Here is a 19,349-nt window from a genome sequence, read left to right as displayed (position 1 = left end):
ATGACCCGGCGGCGGGCATCGATCAGGGGATGGGGAGAACTGGTGGCCGCCCGTGGGGACCTTCTCGTGGCCACCGGTGGGGACATCTGATGTCCGCCAGTGGGGAGGTTCTCATGTCCGCCGACAGGGTTCCGAAGACCAGGTCGACGCGACGGTCGACCGGGCGATCTCTGGCGACGTAGACGGGGAACTCGGCGAGGTAGCGACCGCGCTCGATGCCGTACAGGTAGACGAGCGGGAGCTGGTGCTCCCACGCGCGGCGGAGCGCCCGGTTGGTCCACAGCTCCGGGTCATCGCCCTGGTAGGCGTAGGACAGCCGTGTCGCGTCGATCCAGTCGTCCTCGTATGGCGGCGGCTCCCCGGGCTTCGGCGCGGTGGTCATGACCGACAGGGCCGCCTCGAGCGACCGCGGCTTCCAGATGCCGAGGCCGTGGGACATCACCGCCAGCTTCTGGCCGTCGACCTCGGTGCCTCGCTGGAGGAGCGATGCCGGCAGGGAATCGGGGTGAGCGAGCTGGGCCTGGCGCAGCCACTCGAACACCGCCGCCCTCGCGCGCGCCTCCCAGCCCAGGTCCACGTGCGCAGTCTGACACCTCGTCCGATGCCCGTGGGGCTCTCGCTGGTGACGGCGACGGCGGGTGGTGCGACACTGCGACGTGCGGGGCGAGGAGGTGGGACGTGACGGCCAGGGAGGAGGTTCTCCGCGCGGCTCGTGCCCTCCACGGCCGGGGTCGGGCGGTGTTCTCCATCGGCGAGGTCGTGCAGATGGCACGCGACCAGGGCGCGGTGTCAGCAGACGTGACGCTCCGCACCCACGTCGTCTCGTACATGTGCGCGAACACCGACACCGAGCAGGGTGGGCGGTGGCCCGATCTGGTGCGCGTGGATCGCGGGCAGTACCGGCTGAACGATCCCACCCTCGGAGCCGCGCCCCCGAGGAACGATCCGCCGCCCACCGTCGCGCCGGCGGACACCGCGGACCGCGGCCGGGCGTGGGACTGGGAGGGGAACGTCCAGGCGGTCCTCGTCCAGCACCTCCGAGGTGACGGTTGGACAGTCATCTCGGCGGCCGACACCGAGAGCGGGCAGCAGGGTGTCGACGTCCACGCCCGCCGTTCGGGCCAGGACCTGTTCATCGAGGTGAAGGGCTTCCCCTCCTCCACCTACGTCCGGGGTCCCAAGCGGGGTGAGCCGAAGCCGACGCGCCCGGCCGTGCAGGCCCGCCACTGGTACGCGGGGGCGCTCCTGTCGGCGGTGCTCCTCCGCGACGCGCACCCGGACGCGCGCGTGGGGATGTGCTTCCCCGACGCGCAGACCTACCGGCGCCTGGTCGCCCGGAGCCGCCGCTCACTCGGCGACCTCGCCATCGAGGTGTGGTGGGTCGGGGAGGACGGTGGCGTGTCCTCCGGTCTCGACTGATCCAGGCCTGCTCGTACGATGGCAGGGTCGAGTTCCTGTGAGTTCATCGACCCCCGGGCCGGAGGTGGTCATGTCGACCGAGCGCAAGACGAGGATCCCGTTCGCCAAGAAGGGTGGCTACCCCTCCTCATCCAAGCCGGCTGCGGAGCTCAGGCCACCTCCTCCCGGTCCTGCACCGGGTGCACGTCGTCCGGAGGGTTCCAGCGGGGAGCGACCGGTGGCCGGCGCCTCACGGTCTACGACAGCAGGTCCTCGAGGAGCATCCGAGAGCGGTCGCTCAGCGGATCGTCCGGGAAGAAGCGGCTGACCAGCGCGATGACGTCATCGACGGCGTGGACGTCGAGGTGGGCGAGCAGCAGACGGATGTCCTCGGCATCCCGAGCGGACCGGGCCGCACGGACCTTCATCGCCAGCAGGTGCTCGGCAGGCGTGCTGAGGACCCGCAGGTTCGGATGATCGAATGCCGGCGTTCCGCGCCCTGCCCGGCCGGAGACGTACGTGCTGGCCTGGTCGTCCAACCACGACCGCGGCAGGCCGAGTTCCTGAGCGACCTCCAGGGCGGCCTCGACCATTGGCCCGTCAGGTTCGAAGACCGCGTCGACGTCCCGCGTGGCCGCCCGATCATCGAAGACGAGCACCATGGCTGCGCCGCCGAAGACGTGCACCTCACCGACGACCCCACGACGAGCCAGCTTCTGCGCCAGCGATCGGAACGCGTTCAGCAGGCGCTCTCGGTCGAGGAGCGGGTCAGCCGTCACGCCGCCTCCAGATCTGCCCGGTCGATCATGATCCCCCGCCGGCGGTAGGACGCCGGTGAGTGGACCAGCGCCCGGGTGCGAGCCGACGGCAGGTCGCTGACCCACCAGAAGCCATCCACCACGCGATCCGCGGACTGCGACCAGGCTGGCGGTCGCAGCCCCTCGCGCAGGCAGAGGTCCTCCGCGACCGCCGCGAGCAGTGCGTCGTACCGCTGGTCTCCCGTCCGTGCAGGCTCGGCCATGACCAGCAGGGGGAGGGCGTGGTCGTCGTCCGCGGCTCCCCGCAGGAACTCCAGCACCAGCCGGAACCGTCGGTGCTCGTCGCTGGTGGCAGCGACCTCCCGCGCCACATCGGTGAGGCGGAACATGCGGGGATCGGGCTGTGCCTCGAGGATCAGCTCGTGCCCGGTCGCTCTGACCATCCGGTCGAGCACCGGCACCGTGGGCTCCCGCTGGCCCGCTTCATACGCGGCGATCGCCGATTGGCTGGTGCCGGCGAGCTCCGCCAGCTGCTGCTGTGACAAGCCCGCTGCACGTCGAACGCTCCTCAAGAGGACGCATGCACTGCTTGGCAAATCCATATACCTGATTGTAGATACTGAGCGGATTGTAGAGACCACCGACGGGCCGTCGCCGGCGATGGCGGCGAGGGGCGCTGTTCGGTCCGTCGCCGTGGCAACCCTCGGACGACGGCACCACCCTCCGCGTCTACGAGGAGTTCGGCACCAAGCAACCGGTGGCCGAGTGGGCCGCCTACCTGGCCAGCCACCTCCTCGGCACCGACAGCCCGCGATTGCACGGCCGCGTCCTGAAGGGCTTCACCTACGACCACGCCCTCGGGCAGGGTCGAGGTCCAAGGACAAGCCCATGGGGACCGCTGGACGCTCATCGCCAGTCGCGAGGGTGTCGCGGTCGAGTGGACCCAGATGCCCTGCGCCTCCTGCTGGGCCGAGGTGCTGCTGGCCGTCCGCCCGACGCAGGCCTACCGCTTCGTCCACCCCGTCCGTGCGGCGAACCTGATCGACGGCAGGTTCCCACGGTTCGATCACGAGGCGATGGAGGAGGAGTGCCTGTCCCGCACGTGGTCGCCGATCGGGCCGACACGGCGCGAGGTCGTCTGGCCATCGGCACCTCGCTGGTTGGACGAGGACTGGTGGGTCGACACCGACGTCACTCCCGACGCGGTGCGCTTCCGCTGGGGGGACGAAGCTGACGACGACGCCTGGTCAGGGTCGAGGTGACAACCGCTCACCGCAGGCCGGGCACCATTCGAGCTGGTCGCCGAGCAACGTGGTCAGCTCTTTGAGCTGCACGGTGTGGACCTGACAGTCCCGACGTCGGAGGTGGGTGCGGATGGTGTCCACGATGAACCTCGCGCGCTCCACCGCAGTGGTGCCATAGCCGCGCTCGGTCGTCGTGCCCTCGGCGATGACGTCCCCTCGCTCGATCTCGCGCGGTTGGAAGCTGGCGGGGTCGTCGAGGTCACCTCCCGTCCAGGTCTTCACGTACCTCCCCGAGGGACGCAGGTCGAGCTCGAGGCGCCACAGATCACTCCGTTCACGGAAGTAGAAGGAGTGCCCGTCGACCTCGCCCGTCCACTGCTCCGGTGCCATGCCGCCGTGGCTGTGCACGGTCACGCCGGGGTCGCGGTCCAGCCACGCGGCCAGCTGCTCCTCCTCCGCCTGCTGTCTGCGGGTGAGCTCCTCTCCCCGCGGGGAAGCCCAGAAGGCGTCCAGCTCTGCCATCCGTCGCTGGTGGTCGGCGTCACGGTCGGCCGCCGTCTTGGAGCACGGGCAGGCGAACCCGAAGTCGTGCAGGTCGTCATCGGGCAGCCGGGGGTGGCACGAGCATGCGCACCGCTCGCCACGTTCGACATCCCGCCAGTCGAACAGCGCGTCGAGGACGACGCTCACGACAGGCTCCACGGGGGCCGTCACGCCGTTGGCATCGAGCACCGAGCCCAGATGCTCCGAATGGCGACGGCGCGCCTCCCGTCGTAGGCGCTGGACACGCGCCCGGTGTTCGGCTGCACCGGGCAGGCCACCGACCTGCAGCAGGTGCAGCTCCGGTTCCTCGCTGTCCATCCCGCCAGTCTGACAGAGGCTCCCGGTCTCAGGTGCCGCCCGTCCGGTCGAGGAGTGCCCGCAGGTAGGGCAACGCGGCGCGGTCCTTGTCCCGGTCGGCGGCCTGCTTGGATTCGATGATGTCCCGCAGGGACGCCACAGCGGTCAGCTCGTCGGGCACCAGGGACACCTCCACGGCCCCCGCCCGGAGCTGGGCGAACCCGTCCGGGAACCCGGCAGGGGTGAAGGTCAGGTCGAGATCACCCGCGTCGGTGGTCAGGTCGAGCATGTGCGGCTGGGCGGCGTGGAAGGCACCGTCGATGGGGAGGACGACCGGTGCAGGCATCCCGGTGCGCGTAGGGGGTCGTACGCGGGGGCGGTCACGACGCGGCGCGTCCGCGGATGGCCGCCAGTCGTCGGGCATCCCGCGCCATCGTCTCGACCCGTCGGGCCGGGGACAGGGCGAGGCGGGCGTCGATCTGGGCCCGGTCGACCCCGTCATCGCCGGCGCGCAGCGCGTCCTCGACGATCGTGCGCAGCGCTTCGGCTCGGCTGATCCCTGCGGCGCCGGCCCGGGCATCGAGGGCGGCCAGCAGGGGGTCCGGAAGCCGGAAGGCGATGCGCTGCCCCACCTTGGGGCGTCCTCGTTGCGACATGTGCCGATCATCGGCGTCGGGAAGTGGCCTCGCCGGCGTCCTCGGGGATGTCGGCTGGTTCAGCGCCGCATGCGCCCCACCAGCTCGTCCAGGCTGGCGGTGAACGTCGCGGGATCGGCGTCGTGGCTCCACCCGTGTCCGCAGAACAGGCGGTCGAAGGTCAGGCCCGAGGCGGCGAAGCGGTCCAGCGACTCCGCCTGCGCCTCCCAGGAGAACCAGCAGGCGTCGCGGAACGCCATCAGCCGCTCGCGTCGCGGGTCCCACGCCAGCGAGTCGCCAGAGAACAGCAGGTGCCCGTCGACGTGGTACAGCACGCTCCCGCGGGTGTGGCCGGGCACCGGGAACGCGGTAACCCCGGATGCCACCTCGACGGGATCGGTGCCCTCCAGCAGCCGGTCGGCGTACGGCGCCGCACCCCGGTCGGCGGCGTGGATGACGACCTCGGCGCCGAAGTGCGCGGCGTACCGGTCGGCGTCGGCCACGTCGTCGCGGTGGGTCAGCAGCACCACGTCGACGCCCCCCAACGCCGCGATCGGGTCGACCAGCTGACGGGTCCAGCGGGGCGCGTCGACCATGAGGTTCGCACCGTCGCGGACCACCAGGTAGCTGTGCGCGCCGAAGGACTCCAGCGCGTTGTGACCCAGCCGGTGCACGCCGTCGCCCAGATCGTGGGGGAACACATCTGCAGGTGGCTGACGCGACGTCTCGTGCCCCACCGATCGGGTCGGGCAGACCAGCACCGCTCGCCACGCCATCGCGACCTCCGCCTCGGTGGTCGGCTGGCGGGCGAACACCGACACGCCGTCGTCGGGGTTGCGGACGATCAGGCCCGGGGCGACGTGCCGGGCGGCGTCGCAGTCGATGCACCGCTCGTCGACGAACCACGGACCGGGCGCCCCGGCCGGGTGGCGTTGATCGAGCCGAGCCATCGCGGCCGATCATCGCCGGATCACCCAGATGCTGCCAGGGGAGCGCCTCCCGGCCGGAGTACGTTGTCCACAGGCAGCGATCGATCTCGTAGGCCTGCCCGCCACCAGCCGGCACGATCGGAGGATGACGACGATGAGCGACGCGTCGGTGCTGCGCGACCTCCCCGCTGAGGTCTTCCGCCCCCTCCAGCGGGTGGAGTTCCAGGCCATGGTCGAACGTGGGATGTTCGACGGCACGCACGTCGAGCTCGTGGGAGGCGTGCTGGTCGAGATGAGCCCGCAGGGACCACCACACGTGTGGATGATCGTCCGCCTCACCAAGCTGTTGGTGTCCGCGCTCGGGGACGACTACGACGTGGGCGTGCAGACGCCCCTCGCGGTCGATGACATCTCCCTGCCCGAGCCGGACTTCTCGGTGCTCACGCGCGGGCAGTCGGGCTACCCCGAACAGGCGGCCCTGGTGATCGAGGTGTCGGCCAGCAGCCTGGCGTTCGATCTCGGTGTCAAGGCGCGCCGCTACGCCGCCGCTGGGTACCCCGAGTACTGGGTGGTCGACGTCACGTCCTCCTGCATCCACGTCCACCGCGCCCCGTCTGCCAACGGGTGGGGGCGCGTCGAGGTGGTGCGGGACGGCACGCTGCAGGCCACCGCGGTGCGCCAGCTCAGCCTGGAGGTGCCGGCACTGTTCGCGACCTGATCGCCTGGGCGCCTACAGGCCCGCGTCGTCCATCCGGCGCAGCATGGCGATGCGGCGGTGGTGGTCGGTGCGGACACGCTCGACCAGGCGGTGGTAGCCGTCCAGGTCGTCGGCGGCCTCGTGCAGGTCGCGGAGGTGGAGGAGCAGGCCGACGACCCGGTTGTACGCCGCCTTGCTGGTCATGCGCAGCGTCTCCTCCAGCTCCCGGTGGTGGACCTGTGCGGCACGAGCCGGATCGAACGGCGCGATCGCCTCGGCCAGCCAGCTCCAGGACCGCCTGTCCGCGCCGCGCTGCTCGGCGACGTCCCAGGCACGCTCGACCTCGCCGATGTCGAGCAGGATCGCCACCACCTGGTCGACCGGGGCGTCGGCGACCAGCTCGTCGAGCACGGCGTCGCGCAGGGGGGCAGGCAGTCCGGCCGCCTCTGCGGCGGCGGCGAACGCCCGCCAGCCGGCCGGCGTCGGGGCGGCCCGCAGGTGGGTGCGGGCGATGTCGAGGGCCTCGTCCACCTCCCCGGCCTCACGCAGCGCCTCGGCCGCGGCGACCGACAGTCGAGGATCGGCCCCGACGGCGAAGGCGTCAAGTCCCTGGCGTACCCACCGCACCGCACGGTCGGGTCTGCCCATGGCCTGGCAGCGCTGGATGAGCCGCGCGTAGCCGTAGGGGTGGACCAGGTCGCGGCAGGAGGCGTGCTCGAGCAGCTCGACGTCGCGGTCGTGCTGGGCGATCGCCTGCAGCACGGCGGTCGGGGCGAAGGCGCCCGGAGTGTGGTCCCAGCGGCCCGCCGGTGGCGGCAGGGCATCGAAAGCCGCACGGGCGAGGGCGCGGTAGTGGGCTCGTCCCTCCTCCCCAAGGTGCTCGGCGTAGTCGGGGTAGGCCTGCACGAACCCGTCGAGGGGATCCATCTGCGCGAGGCGCCACAGGACCTCGGCCAGCCGCTTGGGGCGAGGCGGGTCTGCCGCGACGGCCCGGCCGTGCACCGCCCTCGCCGAGTCGAAGAGCCGGTTGAGGAAGCCGTTGGAGGAGTCGTAGCGCTGCACCGCCGTGTTGAGGTCGGTCAGCACCCGCGTCGTGTCGGTCACCGTCCCCGTGGGGTCACCGGACCGGATCCGATCGGAGATGGCGGCGAGGCGCTGTTCGATCCGTCGCTCGTAGGCGACGGCGGCTGATCGGCGGGTGGGCATCGGTGGGCGGTGGAGCTGGGGACGACGGGCCGTCACCCATCATGCCGGTCATGACGGAGCTCGAGGATGGACACGCTCGTCAGGATCTCCGTGACCCCCCTGCATGTTAGGATGCAGATGCATGCGCACGACTGTCGAGCTGGACGACGACACCCATGCCGCGATCAGCGCCCTGGCGCGCCGGCGCGGTGACCGCGGCCTCTCCACCATCGTCCAGACGGCGCTGGACCTGTACCTGAGCTCGCTCGACGCGGAGGAGATCGATGCGACGTTGGCGCTGCGGGGGTCGGTCAGCGAGACGTCGGCAGCCCAGATGCTCGAGGAGATGACCAGGGTGCGCAGCGGATGGCGATCGACGGCGTAGTCGTCGACACCGATGTCGTCATCGACTTCCTCCGCGGACGTGGAGATGGCATGGCCGTCGTGGAGGACCTGGTGCGCGAGGGCCGTTGCCTGGTGTCGGCCATCACCGCCTACGAGCTGTGGTCGGGTGCGCGGATGGATGCGGAGCAGGAGGCGGTCGCGCGCTTCTGCCGACCACGGACGCTGGCGTTCTCGCGTCAGACCGCCCAGGAGGCCGGCCGTCTGGCCAGGACGCTGCGAGCCGCGGGAACGCCGATCGGCGTCGCTGACACGCTGATCGCGGGCCTCTGCCTGGAGCGAGGGGTGGCGCTGGCCACCCGCAACCGGCGTCACTTCACGCAGGTGCCCGGACTGGTGCTCCACCCCGTCTGAGACATCGAACACCCGCGGTCGGTTGTTGATAACTCGTCTTGACACTTGCAAACTGGTGTTGACTTCGGCCATGGATCACATCCCATCGCTGCTGTCCCCGTACGAGACCCCGCCGATCCGCACGGCGGACGACCTGCACCTGCACTGGCGTCGGCTCATGGGCGAGCTGGGGTTCGCCACCCGCTGCCTCTGGGTCACCATCCTCGACCCGCTCGACCTCGTCGTGCCCACGCTGCCCAGGCTCGAGGACCTGCCGGCGGCCCCGCCCGAGGCGGTGCTGCGCACGTTCGTGCACGCCCTCGCCGAGGCGCTCGGCGGAGCTGACGGCCGGTGGTCGGTGGGCTTCCTGCTCTCCCGCCACGACCCGCCATCGGTCACCGCCAGCGACCTGCGGTACCGCGACGTCCTGCGGGCCGCCGCGCGGGCCGAGGGGATGAATCTCCGGCCGATGCACCTGGCCACCTCCGACGCGGTGATCGGCTTGGACGTCGCGGAGGCGGCATAGGGTGAGCACACCATGGCCGACCTGATCCGCCCGGATGACGGCGTGCGCGTGCGGGGGCCTGCGCAGGTCGGAGTTCGAGGCGATGGTCGACCAGGGCCTGTTCGAGGGCGAGGCCATCGAGCTGCTGTCCGGCGAGCTCGTCGAGATGAGCCCCCAGGGCAGCGCCCACCGATGGGTCCTCGCCCGCTTGACCGCCATCCTGGCGCCCCTCATCGCCGACGGGTACGAGCTGGCGGTCCAGCTGCCGCTCGCGGTGGACGACACCTCCCTGCCGAACCCGACGTCGCGGTCGCCGACCCCTCGACCCCCGCGGGTCATCCCCGCACGGCCCACGTCGTCATCGAGGTCGCGGTGACCAGCCAGCGCCTCGACCTGGTCCACAAGGCCCCGCTGTACGCGGCGGCGGGCGTCGAGCTCTACGTCGTGCTCGACCTGCCGGCGCGTCGAGCGGTCGTGCACACCGGACCGGGGCCCGAGGGGTACGCGACCGTGCAGGATCGTGGACCGGCGGACGACGTGGAGGTGCTCGGCATCACCGTCCCGCTCGGCGAACTCCTCCGCGCCCGCTGAGCTGATCGGCCCCTCCTCAACTCTCGGTGCACTGACCGTGGTCAGTCCGGTCGCTCGGGGACGACGGAACGCGCCCGAGCCTGGCCTTCCCGGAACTCTCGGTGCACCTCGAACGGCCCGCGACGTCGAGGGACTGCACTGAGAGTTGGAGGGGGGCGGCACGACGTGACCGGCGACCGGCCACACCCGGGTGCGGCGCGGAGTATGGTCGCCGGTGATGGGCGGGACCATCTGGACCATCGGGCACAGCGCGCACTCGGGTGAGCGGCTGCGCGCGCTGCTGGGCACGGTCGATGCGGAGGTGGTGGTCGACGTCCGCTCCGCGCCGTACTCGCGGATCCACCCCCAGCACTCGCGGAAGGCGATGGAGCCGGCGCTGCGAGAGGCCGGGATCGACTACGTGTTCCTCGGCCGCGAGCTCGGCGGCCGGCCGCCCGAGCCGGAGCTCTACGACGCCGCGGGTCACGTCCGCTACGACGCGCTCAGCACCACCGACCGGTTCCTCGCCGGCATCGACCGGGTCACCGCGCTGGCCGCCGACGGGGTCACCGTCCTGCTCTGCGCCGAGGAGGACCCGGCCGGGTGCCACCGACGGCTGCTGGTGGGACGCGTGATGGCCGAGCGCGGGGTGACGGTCCGCCACATCCGCGGGACCGGGGTGGTGGAGGGGGACGAGTCGATCGGCGACCAGCTGTCCCTCTTCGGCGGGTGGCGATCCGTCGCGCCGATCCCACTGCCCACGAGCGCGAGGGCCGCACCGTGACGACGCTGTACACGATCGGGTTCACGCGGTCCTCCGCCGAGGACTTCTTCGGCCGGCTGCGCGACGCCGGGGTCACCCGCCTCCTCGACATCCGGCTGAACAACCGGTCGCAGCTGGCGGGGTTCTCGAAGGCCGGCGACATCGAGTTCTTCCTGCGCGAGCTGGTCGGGGCCGACTACGAGCACCGGCCGGACCTGGCGCCGACGCAGGACCTGCTCAAGGGCTACCGGGGAGGGGACGTCGGGTGGGAGCCCTTCGCCGATGCGTTCCTCGACCTGATGGCCGAGCGCCGGATCGAGGAGTCGGACCGGACCCGGTTCGAGGGAGGGGCGGTGCTGCTGTGCAGCGAGCCCACCGCCGACCGCTGCCACCGCCGGCTGGTGGCCGAGTACCTGGCCGAGCGCTGGTCCGACCTGGAGATCGCCCACCTGTGAGGGACGTGCCGTGGAGATCCTGATCACCCACCTGACCCGGATGGACGGCGACCGGGTCTGCGTCGCGGGTCTGACCGAGGACGGCGAGCACGTGCGCCCCGTCGCCCGCACCGGACACCTCACCCGCGGGGACGCCGCGATCGACTTCCAGCTCGGCAACGTCGTCCGGCTCGGGAACCCGCGGCACGCACCCGAGAACGGGATGCCCGAGGACTGGCTGATCGATGTGGACGACAGCTACGCCGTGCGGACCGCGGACGACGCGGAGATCCACGAGCGGCTAGACGCCGTGGCGGTCGACAGCCTGGCGAAGGCGTTCGCCGGCCTCGAGCAGCACGGGCACAACCGGTGGGCCGCCCCGCCCGGTCGGATCTTCCAGTCGCTGGCGGTCGTCCGGGCGCACGCCTGGCGGCTGATCCCCCAACCGCAGTGGGAGCGGGCCGTCCTCGGCTACCGGGACGCGGGGCTGCCGGCGGTCACCCTCCCGGTCGGCGACCTGCGCCTGTTCCCCGAAGGGCACGAACTCGACTTCGGCGTGCTGCAGCAGATGATGGCGTTCCTGCGGATGCGCGACCCGGTGCTGGTCTGCGTCGGGCTGTCCCGACCCTGGGCGAACGACGACGGCCCTGAGCTGCACTGGACCCAGGCCAACACGCTGTGGCCCGACCGTGCCTCGCTGAGCGAGTGGCTCCGCGAGGCGGGTCGCGAACGACTGTCCCGCACCCGACCGCCGACGCTCCGCACCGGGGACCAGTTGCGCGAGTTCTTCGACGGGCTCGATGCGCAGCAGGTCGATGGAGACCCCGAGGAGGACTGGGCGACGGCGAAGGCGCGGATCGCCGCTTCCCGCACCGCCGGCCTGCCACAGGACACATGATCTTCGTCGACACGAACGTCGTCATGTACGCCGTCGGACGGTCCCACCCTCTGCGGGCAGCGGTCCGGGAACGTCTCATCGAGCTCCCCCTCGGGGTCCTGGCCACCTCTGCGGAGGTCATGCAGGAGCTCATGCACGCGTACCTCCCCGTGTCCCGGCACATCGCCCTCGACGCGGCGTTCAGGCTGATCGGTGACCGGATGACCGTCTGGCCCGTCGAGGAGGACGACGTCCGGGGGGCGCGACGACTGGCCAACACGCACGCCGGGCTCGATGCACGCGATCTGCTGCACCTCGCCATGTGCCGGTCACGGGCGGTGGACGAGCTGTGGACCTACGACCGGGGGCTGGCCGCGGCGTTCGCGACGTAGGGCCGGGTGGCACGCGAGGAGATGGATCGTGCACCCGTCACGCGAAGAGGCTGCCGTCGTCGGCCTCCTCGTCGGCTGGTGACGGCGGAGCCACCTGCCTGGCCGTGTCGACCCCCTCCACCCGCTCCCGGGCCGTCCCGTCCCAGCGCCAGCGGCTGACGAGCACCGCGTCGATGCCCTCCCTGCGGACGAGGTGGCAGATCGACAGGCCCGGCACCTCGGGGTAGCAACCCCACTCCCGCTCGCTGGTCAGCACGCAGTCCAGGTCGAAGGCGGTCAGCAGGCCCATGCAGGACCGGCGGGCCCGGTCGTCGACGCCGGCGAAGGCCTCGTCCAGCAGCACGAGCCGTGGCGCCTCAGGCCGGGCGGATGAGTAGTGCGACGCCGCCGCGGCGAACAGCGGCAGGGTCGCCGCCAGGACCCGCTCACCCCCCGACGCGGGCCCGGACGCCCGGCGCCACCCGTCCGGGCCGCCGCGCTCGACGACGAAGGAGAACCACCGCCGGTAGTCGAGCGCCCGGGCGAGGTGATCGGTCCACGTGCCGTGCTCGTCGGTCTCGCGGGCCCGCTGGATCTCCGATTCGAGCAGCTCGCCCAGCACCGCCCGCTGCTCCGCACCCCACAGCTGGTGGGTCTGGCGCAGCACGTCCAGGGCGGACCGCAGCGACGTCGGCGCCGCCGGCGCGGGCACCCAGCGCAGGCGGAGGGTCATGCCGGTGCTCGTCGCGCACGCCTCCAACTGGGCGTTCATCGCCTGCACCCGCGCTTCGGCGTCGCGGATCCGCTCGCCGAGCTGAGCACCTGCCTCGTCGATCAGGTGGTTCTCGATCAGCTCGCGCTCCTGGGCGCTGAGCAGCAGCTCGCGCTCGTCGATCTCGGCCTGCAGCACGCCGGCCAGCTCGTGGGCCGCGCCGGTCCGCTGCCAGTAGGTGACGCTGACGACGAGCAGGTCGTCGGCCAGGTCCTGCTCGGCTCGGCCGCCGTGGACGCTCAGGTCCGACTGCAGCTGGGTGACGGCCCGGGCGATGCTGCCCTGCACGCCGTTCCACGCGTCGTCGGATCCGTCGACGTCCGCCAGGTCGTCGCGGAGCTGCCGGGCCCACCGCACCGCGGGGTCGGCCGCCCACGACGGCGGTGGCTCGACATCGGGCAGGGCGGCGGCCAGCACCCCGCGGTCGACGGCGCGGCGCAGGGACTCGACCGCCGCGTCCCGTTCGGCCCGCTGGCCGTCGCGGTCCGCCTCGAGCCCCTCGATGCGACCCTCCAGACGCCCGACCTCCCCCGCCGCCGTCGACGCGGCTTCGCCCAGCTCCTCCAGCCGAGCCCGCACCGTCCGCAACCGGGCCTTGGCATCGGCGAGCTCCTGCTGGGCCTGCTCGACGGTGGCACCGACCAGTGCTGCGAGTTGCCGGGCTTCGGCGTCCAGCTCGCTGTGCTCGCGGGCGGCGCGGTCGTGCTCGGCCTGCTGCCCGGCCAGGTCGTCCTCGGCGTCTGCCACCGCGACGACCTCGGCGGACAGTCGACGGGCGGCGGCCACCGCGTCACGACACGCCGGCCAGGTGGTGCTGCCGAGGTGCACGGCGAGCTCGTCGATCCCGCGGGCGATCCGGTCGAGCTGGTCGACGGTGACGGGCAGGCCGAGCGGGACCGCGGTCGTGCCGCAGGCCAGCTCGGCGTCGCGGACGGCGCCGACTGCCTCGTCGAGCAGGTCCTGTGCCTCGCGGAAGGCCGCCTCGGCGCGCTCAACCACCACCGCGGCGGCCCCCAGGCGATCGCCGGCCTGGCGGACCCCGTCGGCCTCGGGGCGACTCGCGAGCTCGGCGTCGAGCCGGGTCTGCCGCGCGACCAGCCGCTCGGCGGCGGCGTCCAGGGTCGCCAGCTGGTCGTCGAGGTCGGCGACGACCGCGTCGAGCTCGGCGATCCGTGCCGCGCGGGCGGCCTGGCGGGCGGCGGCGCCGATGTGGACCGCCTCGGGCTTCGTCCACGCGCCTTCCACGACGCCGATGTGGTAGCGGCCATCGGCGGCGACCCAGGTGTTGGCGGTGGCGGCACCCCAGCCGATCCCGGCCAGCAGCCGGCGGACGGCGTCGACCCCGACCGGCTGGTCGGCCACGCCGTCGAGCACGTCGGCGAGCGATCCGCCGTCCGGCTCGCCGTCGAGGGGGACGAGCCCCGCGTCCCGCCACGCTGGGTCGGCCAGGCCGCCGTCGGGGGTGACCCAGGCGTCGAGCAGCCCCGCGCCCTCGAGTGCCGCCTCGACGCCGGCGCGCTGGTCCGCGGGCACCCAGTCCTGGAAGTTGACCAACCGCCACAGCGGCGCGCCGGGCCGTCCGTCGCGGCCGTCGACGTCCCGGGCCGGTGACGGCGCGGGGGTCGGGTCGACACCGGCGCGGAGGCGGGTCTGCTCGTCGACGGCGTCCTGTCGCTGCGCCTCGACGTCGGCGCGTGCCTGACGGATCTCCAGGCCGCGCTCGGCGAGGGTCGCGGCGGCGGACCGCCCGGCCGTGTCGACCGGTCCCGCGAAGGGGTCCGCGCCCGTCGGCTCCTCGACCCAGGCCGACAGCGCGTCGAGCAGCCCGACCGGGTCATCCAGGGCCACCTCGGTCAGCCCGGCCACCCACTCCTCGGTCGCGGCGACCAGAGCCTCACCGCGTTCGGCGAGCACGTCGCGGGCGTCGTTCAGCGCCTCGGCGGCCGCCGAGCGCTCCCGACCGGCCCGGTCGCGGTCCTCCTCCCGCCGATCGGCGTGTTCCTTCGCGGTGACGACCTCCTGGGCCAGGCGGCGGACCTCGGCCACCACATCACGTCGCCGTCGGACCGCGGCGTCCACCTCGGCAGCCGCGCCGTCGACGTCGATCACCCCGACCGACCCATCGGACCCATGCGAACCCCGACCCGACCGGTCAAAGGAGTCCGCGAGGCGCCGTCCCTCCCCCTCCCCCTCCGCCAGCGCGGTCAGCCGCGCGACGACCGGACCGACGTGCGTCGCGACCGGCTCTCCCAGGCCGACCGGGTCGGCCAGCAGCGCGGCGCGGTCACCAGCGGTCACCGCGCGCCCGGCCGCATCAGCCAGGGTCGCGGCCTGCTCGTCGCGTGCGCGGCGCCTGGTCGCCAGCCGGTCCGCGGCGGCGTCGAGGTTCCGGGCGGCCAGCTCCACGGCTGCTGCAGCCCGGTCGGCGGCGGTCCGGGCGTCGTCGAGGCGGACGGCGTCCTGCATCGCCGCGCTGCGCTCGATGGTCGCCTGCGCCACCTCGAGCTCGCGGCGCTGGCGCTCGGCGTCCTGGCGGTCCGCGGCGATCTGCGCCCGGGTGGCCTCGGCCTCCTCGAGCGCCGTGCGGGCGTCGCGGAGGGCGACGCTGGCCCGCTCCCACGTCGACTGCTGGCTGCGGACCGCTGCCTCGCGACGGTGGAGGGCGGTGCGGGCGTACCGGCGGTAGACGTCGGCGAACCGCTCCAGGGTCTGGCGGGTCTCGGCCAGGTCGGTCAGCGCCTGGCGGTCGTCCTCGAGGTTGCGCATCGCGTCGGCGACCGCCGCGATCACCGCCTGGTCGAGGGGTGGCAGCGCCTCGGTGAGCGCCGCGTCCAGAGCCGCCTCGTCGGGGCGGCGGGACAGCTGGGGTTGGCGCAGCTGGATGAGCAGCGAGATCATCGCGTCGTACCGCGCGGACCCCAGCCCGAAGAGGGCCTCGTCGACGGTGCGGCGCCACTGCTCGACCCCCTCCACGATGCGGCCGTCGGCGCCGAGGAGGTCCCGGAGGCGGGGTTGGGACAGGGCCAGGCCGGTGGCGTCCACCAGGTGCAGCCCCTCCCCCATCCGCAGGGAGGTGATCGCGAACCACTTCTTCGCGATCCCGCGGCCCTGCACGGCCTTCATGCCGCAGCACAGGGTCGTGGTGTGCGCCTGGCCGTCCTCGTCGACCCGCCCGAACTCGATCCAGGCGTAGCCGAGGCGGTCGGTGTGGCGGCCGCCGAGGAGCAGGTTCCACTCCATCCGCTTGCCGGGGTCGCGGTCGGGCTCGACGCGTTGGGCGCTGGCGTCGCCGTCGAGCAGGTACGGCAGCGTCAGGGCCAACACCTTGGACTTGCCGGTGCCGTTGTTGCCGCGCAGCAGCAGCCGGCCGTCGTGGAAGGCGAACTCCTCGGTGCCGTAGTGGAACAGGTCGACGAGCCCGAGCCGCAGCGGCGTCCACCGCCGCGCGGTGGGTCGGGGCAGCGCGGGGTCGGCGGTGGAGGGGGAGGGAGGGGGAGGGGCGGCGTGGAGGTCCGTCATGCGAGGGGCTCCTGGACCGGGCGGCGGGGACGGCCGGCGACGGTCGGGTCGTCGGCGGCGAAGCGGTGGACGGCGGGTCGGACGAGCACCAAGGGGCCGTCCGGGGCGGTCTCGAGGGCGACCAACCCGAGCTCGGACAGGCGGGTGAGCGCGGTGGCGGTCAGCCCCCGCTCGGCCCCCTCTTCCCTGGCGGACTTGCGCCACCGGTCGCCATGGGTCGCGATCAGGCCGCGGACGTGGTCCTCGACGTCGGTGACGGGGACGGGTGCGGCGTCTGCGTCGTCGCTGTCACGGCCGGCCAGGTGCTCGGCGACGAGGAGGGTGACGTGCCCGTCGGTGCCGTCCTCGGGCAAGCCGACGTCGGTGGCGTCGCCGGTCGGGTCGAGCATCGCGATGCCCTCGGCGCGGACCTCCGCCACGAGCCCGCTGCCCTCGGCCAGGCGGCGGACCGTCGCCGCCCGTTGGGTGCGGAGGTAGTCGACCTCGCGGTCGTCGAGGTCGTCGAGGTAGACGACGGGGTCGTCGAGCAGCCGTCGTCCCAGCTCGGTGCGCGCGGCACGGGCACGGGCCTCGGGCGCGTCGACGACGGGACGGTCGACCAGGGCGGCGACGCGGTCGGCGTCGCCGGACGCGGTGATCGTGGAGGGCCCGCGGTGGGCGGCGAGCAGCCGACCGAGCACCCGCCGGTTCACGTCGTACAGCGCGTCGCCGGCGGCGTCGATGTAGGCCTGCTCGTCCCCGGCGACCTTGGCGATGACGTGGGTGTCGAGCAGCAGCCGGACGACGGCGACCAGGTCGCTGCGCTGGTCGCGGTGGCGCAGGTCGAAGTCCACGCCGAGGTCGCCGTCGGCGGCCTCGGCCAGCAACTGGTCGGCCAGCCAGCCGAGGGTGAGCTGGGTCTCCGCCCGCTCGATGACGGCCAGGGCGAGGCAGGTCAGCACGTACCGGCGGCGGATGAACGGGGTGCCGTGCCGATCGGTGGCGGGACGGCTGGCGTCGACGGTGGCGGGCGGGTGCTTGTGCAGGCGCGCCACCTCGGCGTCGACGGTCAGGACCCAGCCCGTCTCGGCGGTGAACCACTCCCGCAGCCAGTCGCGGTGCCGTCGGACCAGCGGGAACCGGGCGTCGGCGGGGGTCAGGACGGGCTGGCGGAGCAGCGCCCGGACGGCGGCCTGGCGCTCACGGACCTGGTCGACGTCGACGTCGGCGGCGGGCATGGGGTCAGACCCCTCCCTGGGGGATCAGCGTCAGGACGTGGTCGGGGCCGCGGAGGGTGCCGCCGGGGGTGCGGATGGTCGCCCACCCGCCGTCGGGGACCGGCTCGAAGGTGAGGGCGAGGGACCCGTCGAGGCTCTCGGTCCGCACCGTGCCGCCCTCGGGTGTGGTGGCGGCCAGGGCGTCGCTGAGCAGGCCCAGCAGCACGTCGAAGGCCTCGCGGTCGAGGTCGAGCTCGGACAGCCGCAGCGGCGTGTGGCGCGGCAGGGCGTCCAGCGCCCGCAGGTCGGCGCGCTCGTGGGCCACCAGTCGTGCGAGCTGCGCCTGGGCGTCGCGATGGTCGGCCACGGCCTTCATCCGGCCGCGGCGCTCGTGGTGACCGGTGGCGCGCAGCCGCGGGCTGATCCGCACCGGCTCGGCATCGCGCCACGACGTCGAGGGAGGGGTGGGCGCCTCTCGACGGCGTTCCAGCGTGTCGCCGTCGACGGTGAGGTGCCGGGCGCTCGACAGCCCGAACGCGGCGCGCCACAGCCGGTGGCAGGAGTCGTCGTCGGCGGCCTCGGCGAACCAGTGGGCCAGGGCCCGGTAGTCCGCGGCCCGGTCACTCCGTCCCGTCCGGCGCTCGTTCAGCGCGGCGGCGGCGGCGAGCAGCTCGCGGATCGCGGTGAGGGCCCGGCGGCGCAGCAGGTCTGACTGGGCAGGTCGGTCGTCGGCGCCGAGGAACCAGACGCCCAGCCCCTCCCACCGGCGCAGCCACGCCGCGGTGCGGCGGGCGGTCTCGGCGGCCAGCGGGTCCTCCACGTCGTCGGCCGTGCTGGGGTGGTCGGCGACGGTGCGGTCCATGCCGGCGGCGGCGGTGGGGTCCACGCCGGGGGCGGCGTCGACCGCCTCTCGGCGGGCCACGGCGGTGGCGAGCGGGGTCAGGTCGCCGACCGCCTCGAGCTGGGCGGCGATGCGGGCCGAGCGGCTGACGAGGTCGGTGAGGAACCGCTGGAGGTAGGCGAGCAGCCGATCCTTGTGGGCGAGGAAGGTGGCCTGGTCGCCGGCCGCGTCGATGGTCCGGGTCAACGAGGCCATGAACGCCGCGGCGTTCTCGCTGAGGGCTTCGAACACCCCGGTCAGGTCGCGCAGCACGGCGGCGGCGCGACCCACGTCGAGGTCGCCGACCTGCTGGTCGAGCACCAGCGCCCCCAGCGCGTCGAGGCCCCGTCCGATGTCCTCGAGGGCGACGGTCTGCAGCTCGGCCCGGCGGCCCAGGGCCGTGGTGTAGGTCCCGACGGCCCGCTCGGCGGCCTCGCCGGCGGGGGTGAGGGCGTACAGCCGGCGACGGCTGTGGAAGTCCTCGACCGTCGTGACCCGGTCGGTGTCGGGCAGGTCGCGGAGGTTGCCCCAGGCGACCAGCTGGCCGAGCTCGGCGTCGAGGGTCGGCGAGGGGCTCTCGGCGAGGTGGCGGGCCACGTCGTCGGTTCGGAGGTGGATCAGGTAGCGGTCGCGCTCGGCGGCGAAGACCTCGAGCACCGCCCGGTACCGCTCGACCTTGTCCGCGGCGAGGTGGGCGAGCGGGGCGAACCGACCGGTCGTCGCCAGGGGGTCGGCCACGTCATCGTCGGCCCCGTCGGGGAGGGGACGCGGGTCTGCGGCCCGGGTGCGATGCGCCACGTCGTGGCGCGCGTCCGCCGGCTGGTCGTGCGACGGCATGGGCTGCCGGGCGTGCTCGGTCTGCCCGGTCCGGGCAGCGGTGGCGATGTCGGTCCAGCCGCGCAGCTCGTCCGCGCAGGGCGGGCAGGCGCGGACGTGCGCGGTGACGTCGCGGTCCCGGTCCTCGGCCAGCAGGCCGGCGGCGGCGAGGGGGAGCAGCTCGGTGGGGTGGGCGTCCATGGGTCTCACCCCTGCATCGCCGCC

Annotated in this window: 21 protein-coding genes and 1 pseudogene; 11 read left to right on the top strand and 11 right to left on the bottom strand. The window is 73.3% G+C overall.

Annotated features, from left to right (window positions below; translation table 11 throughout):
* Positions 1 to 22: 22 nt before the first annotated feature.
* A complete protein-coding gene (locus ACEQ2X_RS19740) occupies positions 23 to 577 on the bottom strand; it encodes a hypothetical protein (protein ID WP_370327571.1) in 555 nt (184 codons plus the stop codon).
* A gap of 101 nt (positions 578 to 678) precedes the next feature.
* Here ACEQ2X_RS19740 and ACEQ2X_RS19735 point away from each other — a divergent pair, with 101 nt between their 5' ends.
* Entirely contained in the window at positions 679 to 1,419 is a 741-nt protein-coding gene (locus ACEQ2X_RS19735) for a hypothetical protein (RefSeq protein WP_370327570.1), read from the top strand.
* A gap of 236 nt (positions 1,420 to 1,655) precedes the next feature.
* Here the strand turns inward: ACEQ2X_RS19735 and ACEQ2X_RS19730 are convergent, their stop codons facing one another.
* Positions 1,656 to 2,177: a hypothetical protein gene (locus tag ACEQ2X_RS19730; RefSeq protein ID WP_370327569.1), complete on the bottom strand. Its 522-nt coding sequence runs from the start codon at positions 2,175 to 2,177 to the stop codon at positions 1,656 to 1,658.
* Positions 2,174 to 2,758 (bottom strand): helix-turn-helix domain-containing protein, encoded by a 585-nt coding sequence (locus tag ACEQ2X_RS19725; protein ID WP_370327568.1) that lies wholly within the window; start codon positions 2,756 to 2,758, stop codon positions 2,174 to 2,176. Before ACEQ2X_RS19725 ends, ACEQ2X_RS19730 begins: the two co-directional genes overlap by 4 nt.
* 345 nt (positions 2,759 to 3,103) lie before the next feature.
* Here ACEQ2X_RS19725 and ACEQ2X_RS19720 point away from each other — a divergent pair, with 345 nt between their 5' ends.
* Positions 3,104 to 3,418: a hypothetical protein gene (locus tag ACEQ2X_RS19720; RefSeq protein WP_370327567.1), complete on the top strand. Its 315-nt coding sequence runs from the start codon at positions 3,104 to 3,106 to the stop codon at positions 3,416 to 3,418.
* On the opposite strand, the gene ACEQ2X_RS19715 is transcribed toward ACEQ2X_RS19720, so the two are convergent.
* The 4 genes from ACEQ2X_RS19715 to ACEQ2X_RS19700 form a co-directional block, all read right to left on the bottom strand.
* Positions 3,404 to 4,090 (bottom strand): hypothetical protein, encoded by a 687-nt coding sequence (locus ACEQ2X_RS19715; protein ID WP_370327566.1) that lies wholly within the window; start codon positions 4,088 to 4,090, stop codon positions 3,404 to 3,406. The genes ACEQ2X_RS19720 and ACEQ2X_RS19715 overlap by 15 nt on opposite strands.
* Positions 4,091 to 4,289: 199 nt before the next feature.
* The gene (locus ACEQ2X_RS19710) at positions 4,290 to 4,586 is read right to left on the bottom strand and encodes a hypothetical protein (protein WP_370327565.1); all 297 of its coding nucleotides are present in this window, start codon (positions 4,584 to 4,586) and stop codon (positions 4,290 to 4,292) included.
* Between the two features lie 34 nt (positions 4,587 to 4,620).
* Positions 4,621 to 4,896 carry a ribbon-helix-helix protein, CopG family gene (locus ACEQ2X_RS19705; protein WP_370327564.1) on the bottom strand — a complete coding sequence of 92 codons (276 nt, stop codon included), beginning with the start codon at positions 4,894 to 4,896 and terminating at the stop codon, positions 4,621 to 4,623.
* 59 nt (positions 4,897 to 4,955) lie between these two features.
* Positions 4,956 to 5,825, bottom strand: coding sequence for an MBL fold metallo-hydrolase (locus tag ACEQ2X_RS19700; protein ID WP_370327563.1), 870 nt, complete (start codon positions 5,823 to 5,825; stop codon positions 4,956 to 4,958).
* Between the two features lie 133 nt (positions 5,826 to 5,958).
* Here ACEQ2X_RS19700 and ACEQ2X_RS19695 point away from each other — a divergent pair, with 133 nt between their 5' ends.
* Positions 5,959 to 6,522 (top strand): Uma2 family endonuclease, encoded by a 564-nt coding sequence (locus ACEQ2X_RS19695; RefSeq protein ID WP_370327562.1) that lies wholly within the window; start codon positions 5,959 to 5,961, stop codon positions 6,520 to 6,522.
* 12 nt (positions 6,523 to 6,534) lie between these two features.
* Here ACEQ2X_RS19695 and ACEQ2X_RS19690 read toward each other — a convergent pair whose 3' ends face one another.
* Positions 6,535 to 7,707, bottom strand: a complete 1,173-nt coding sequence (locus ACEQ2X_RS19690) for a hypothetical protein (protein ID WP_370327561.1) — start codon at positions 7,705 to 7,707, stop codon at positions 6,535 to 6,537.
* Positions 7,708 to 7,828: 121 nt separating this feature from the next.
* Here ACEQ2X_RS19690 and ACEQ2X_RS19685 point away from each other — a divergent pair, with 121 nt between their 5' ends.
* The 8 genes and pseudogenes from ACEQ2X_RS19685 to ACEQ2X_RS19650 all read left to right on the top strand — a co-directional run bounded on the left by ACEQ2X_RS19685 (position 7,829) and on the right by ACEQ2X_RS19650 (position 11,962).
* Complete coding sequence (locus ACEQ2X_RS19685; protein WP_370327560.1) at positions 7,829 to 8,071, top strand: ribbon-helix-helix protein, CopG family; 243 nt, start codon at positions 7,829 to 7,831, stop codon at positions 8,069 to 8,071.
* Positions 8,053 to 8,442: a type II toxin-antitoxin system VapC family toxin gene (locus tag ACEQ2X_RS19680; RefSeq protein WP_370327558.1), complete on the top strand. Its 390-nt coding sequence runs from the start codon at positions 8,053 to 8,055 to the stop codon at positions 8,440 to 8,442. The genes ACEQ2X_RS19685 and ACEQ2X_RS19680 overlap by 19 nt, the downstream gene beginning before the upstream one ends.
* 70 nt (positions 8,443 to 8,512) lie before the next feature.
* Positions 8,513 to 8,947 carry a hypothetical protein gene (locus tag ACEQ2X_RS19675; RefSeq protein WP_370327557.1) on the top strand — a complete coding sequence of 145 codons (435 nt, stop codon included), beginning with the start codon at positions 8,513 to 8,515 and terminating at the stop codon, positions 8,945 to 8,947.
* A gap of 34 nt (positions 8,948 to 8,981) precedes the next feature.
* Positions 8,982 to 9,517, top strand: a pseudogene (locus ACEQ2X_RS19670) (Uma2 family endonuclease).
* A 217-nt stretch (positions 9,518 to 9,734) separates the two neighbouring features.
* Positions 9,735 to 10,280, top strand: a complete 546-nt coding sequence (locus ACEQ2X_RS19665) for a DUF488 family protein (protein WP_370327555.1) — start codon at positions 9,735 to 9,737, stop codon at positions 10,278 to 10,280.
* Positions 10,277 to 10,714, top strand: a complete 438-nt coding sequence (locus ACEQ2X_RS19660; protein WP_370327554.1) for a DUF488 family protein — start codon at positions 10,277 to 10,279, stop codon at positions 10,712 to 10,714. The genes ACEQ2X_RS19665 and ACEQ2X_RS19660 overlap by 4 nt, the downstream gene beginning before the upstream one ends.
* 10 nt (positions 10,715 to 10,724) lie before the next feature.
* A complete protein-coding gene (locus ACEQ2X_RS19655; protein WP_370327553.1) occupies positions 10,725 to 11,591 on the top strand; it encodes a hypothetical protein in 867 nt (288 codons plus the stop codon).
* Complete coding sequence (locus tag ACEQ2X_RS19650; protein WP_370327552.1) at positions 11,588 to 11,962, top strand: type II toxin-antitoxin system VapC family toxin; 375 nt, start codon at positions 11,588 to 11,590, stop codon at positions 11,960 to 11,962. The genes ACEQ2X_RS19655 and ACEQ2X_RS19650 overlap by 4 nt, the downstream gene beginning before the upstream one ends.
* A 37-nt stretch (positions 11,963 to 11,999) precedes the next feature.
* Here the strand turns inward: ACEQ2X_RS19650 and ACEQ2X_RS19645 are convergent, their stop codons facing one another.
* From ACEQ2X_RS19645 to ACEQ2X_RS19635, 3 genes are read right to left on the bottom strand one after another with little or no spacing between them, the layout of a single operon-like run.
* Positions 12,000 to 16,232, bottom strand: a complete 4,233-nt coding sequence (locus ACEQ2X_RS19645) for a TIGR02680 family protein (RefSeq protein ID WP_370327551.1) — start codon at positions 16,230 to 16,232, stop codon at positions 12,000 to 12,002.
* A complete protein-coding gene (locus tag ACEQ2X_RS19640) occupies positions 16,229 to 17,449 on the bottom strand; it encodes a TIGR02678 family protein (RefSeq protein WP_370327550.1) in 1,221 nt (406 codons plus the stop codon). The genes ACEQ2X_RS19645 and ACEQ2X_RS19640 overlap by 4 nt, the downstream gene beginning before the upstream one ends.
* 4 nt (positions 17,450 to 17,453) lie before the next feature.
* Entirely contained in the window at positions 17,454 to 19,325 is a 1,872-nt protein-coding gene (locus ACEQ2X_RS19635; RefSeq protein ID WP_370327549.1) for a TIGR02677 family protein, read from the bottom strand.
* Between the last annotated feature and the right edge of the window lie 24 nt (positions 19,326 to 19,349).

The organism is Euzebya sp., from assembly GCF_964222135.1.
In the GTDB taxonomy this organism is placed as follows: Bacteria; Actinomycetota; Nitriliruptoria; order Euzebyales; family Euzebyaceae; genus Euzebya.
Note: the sequence above shows the minus strand (reverse complement) of the source record. Positions and strands in the feature narration are given on the sequence as shown.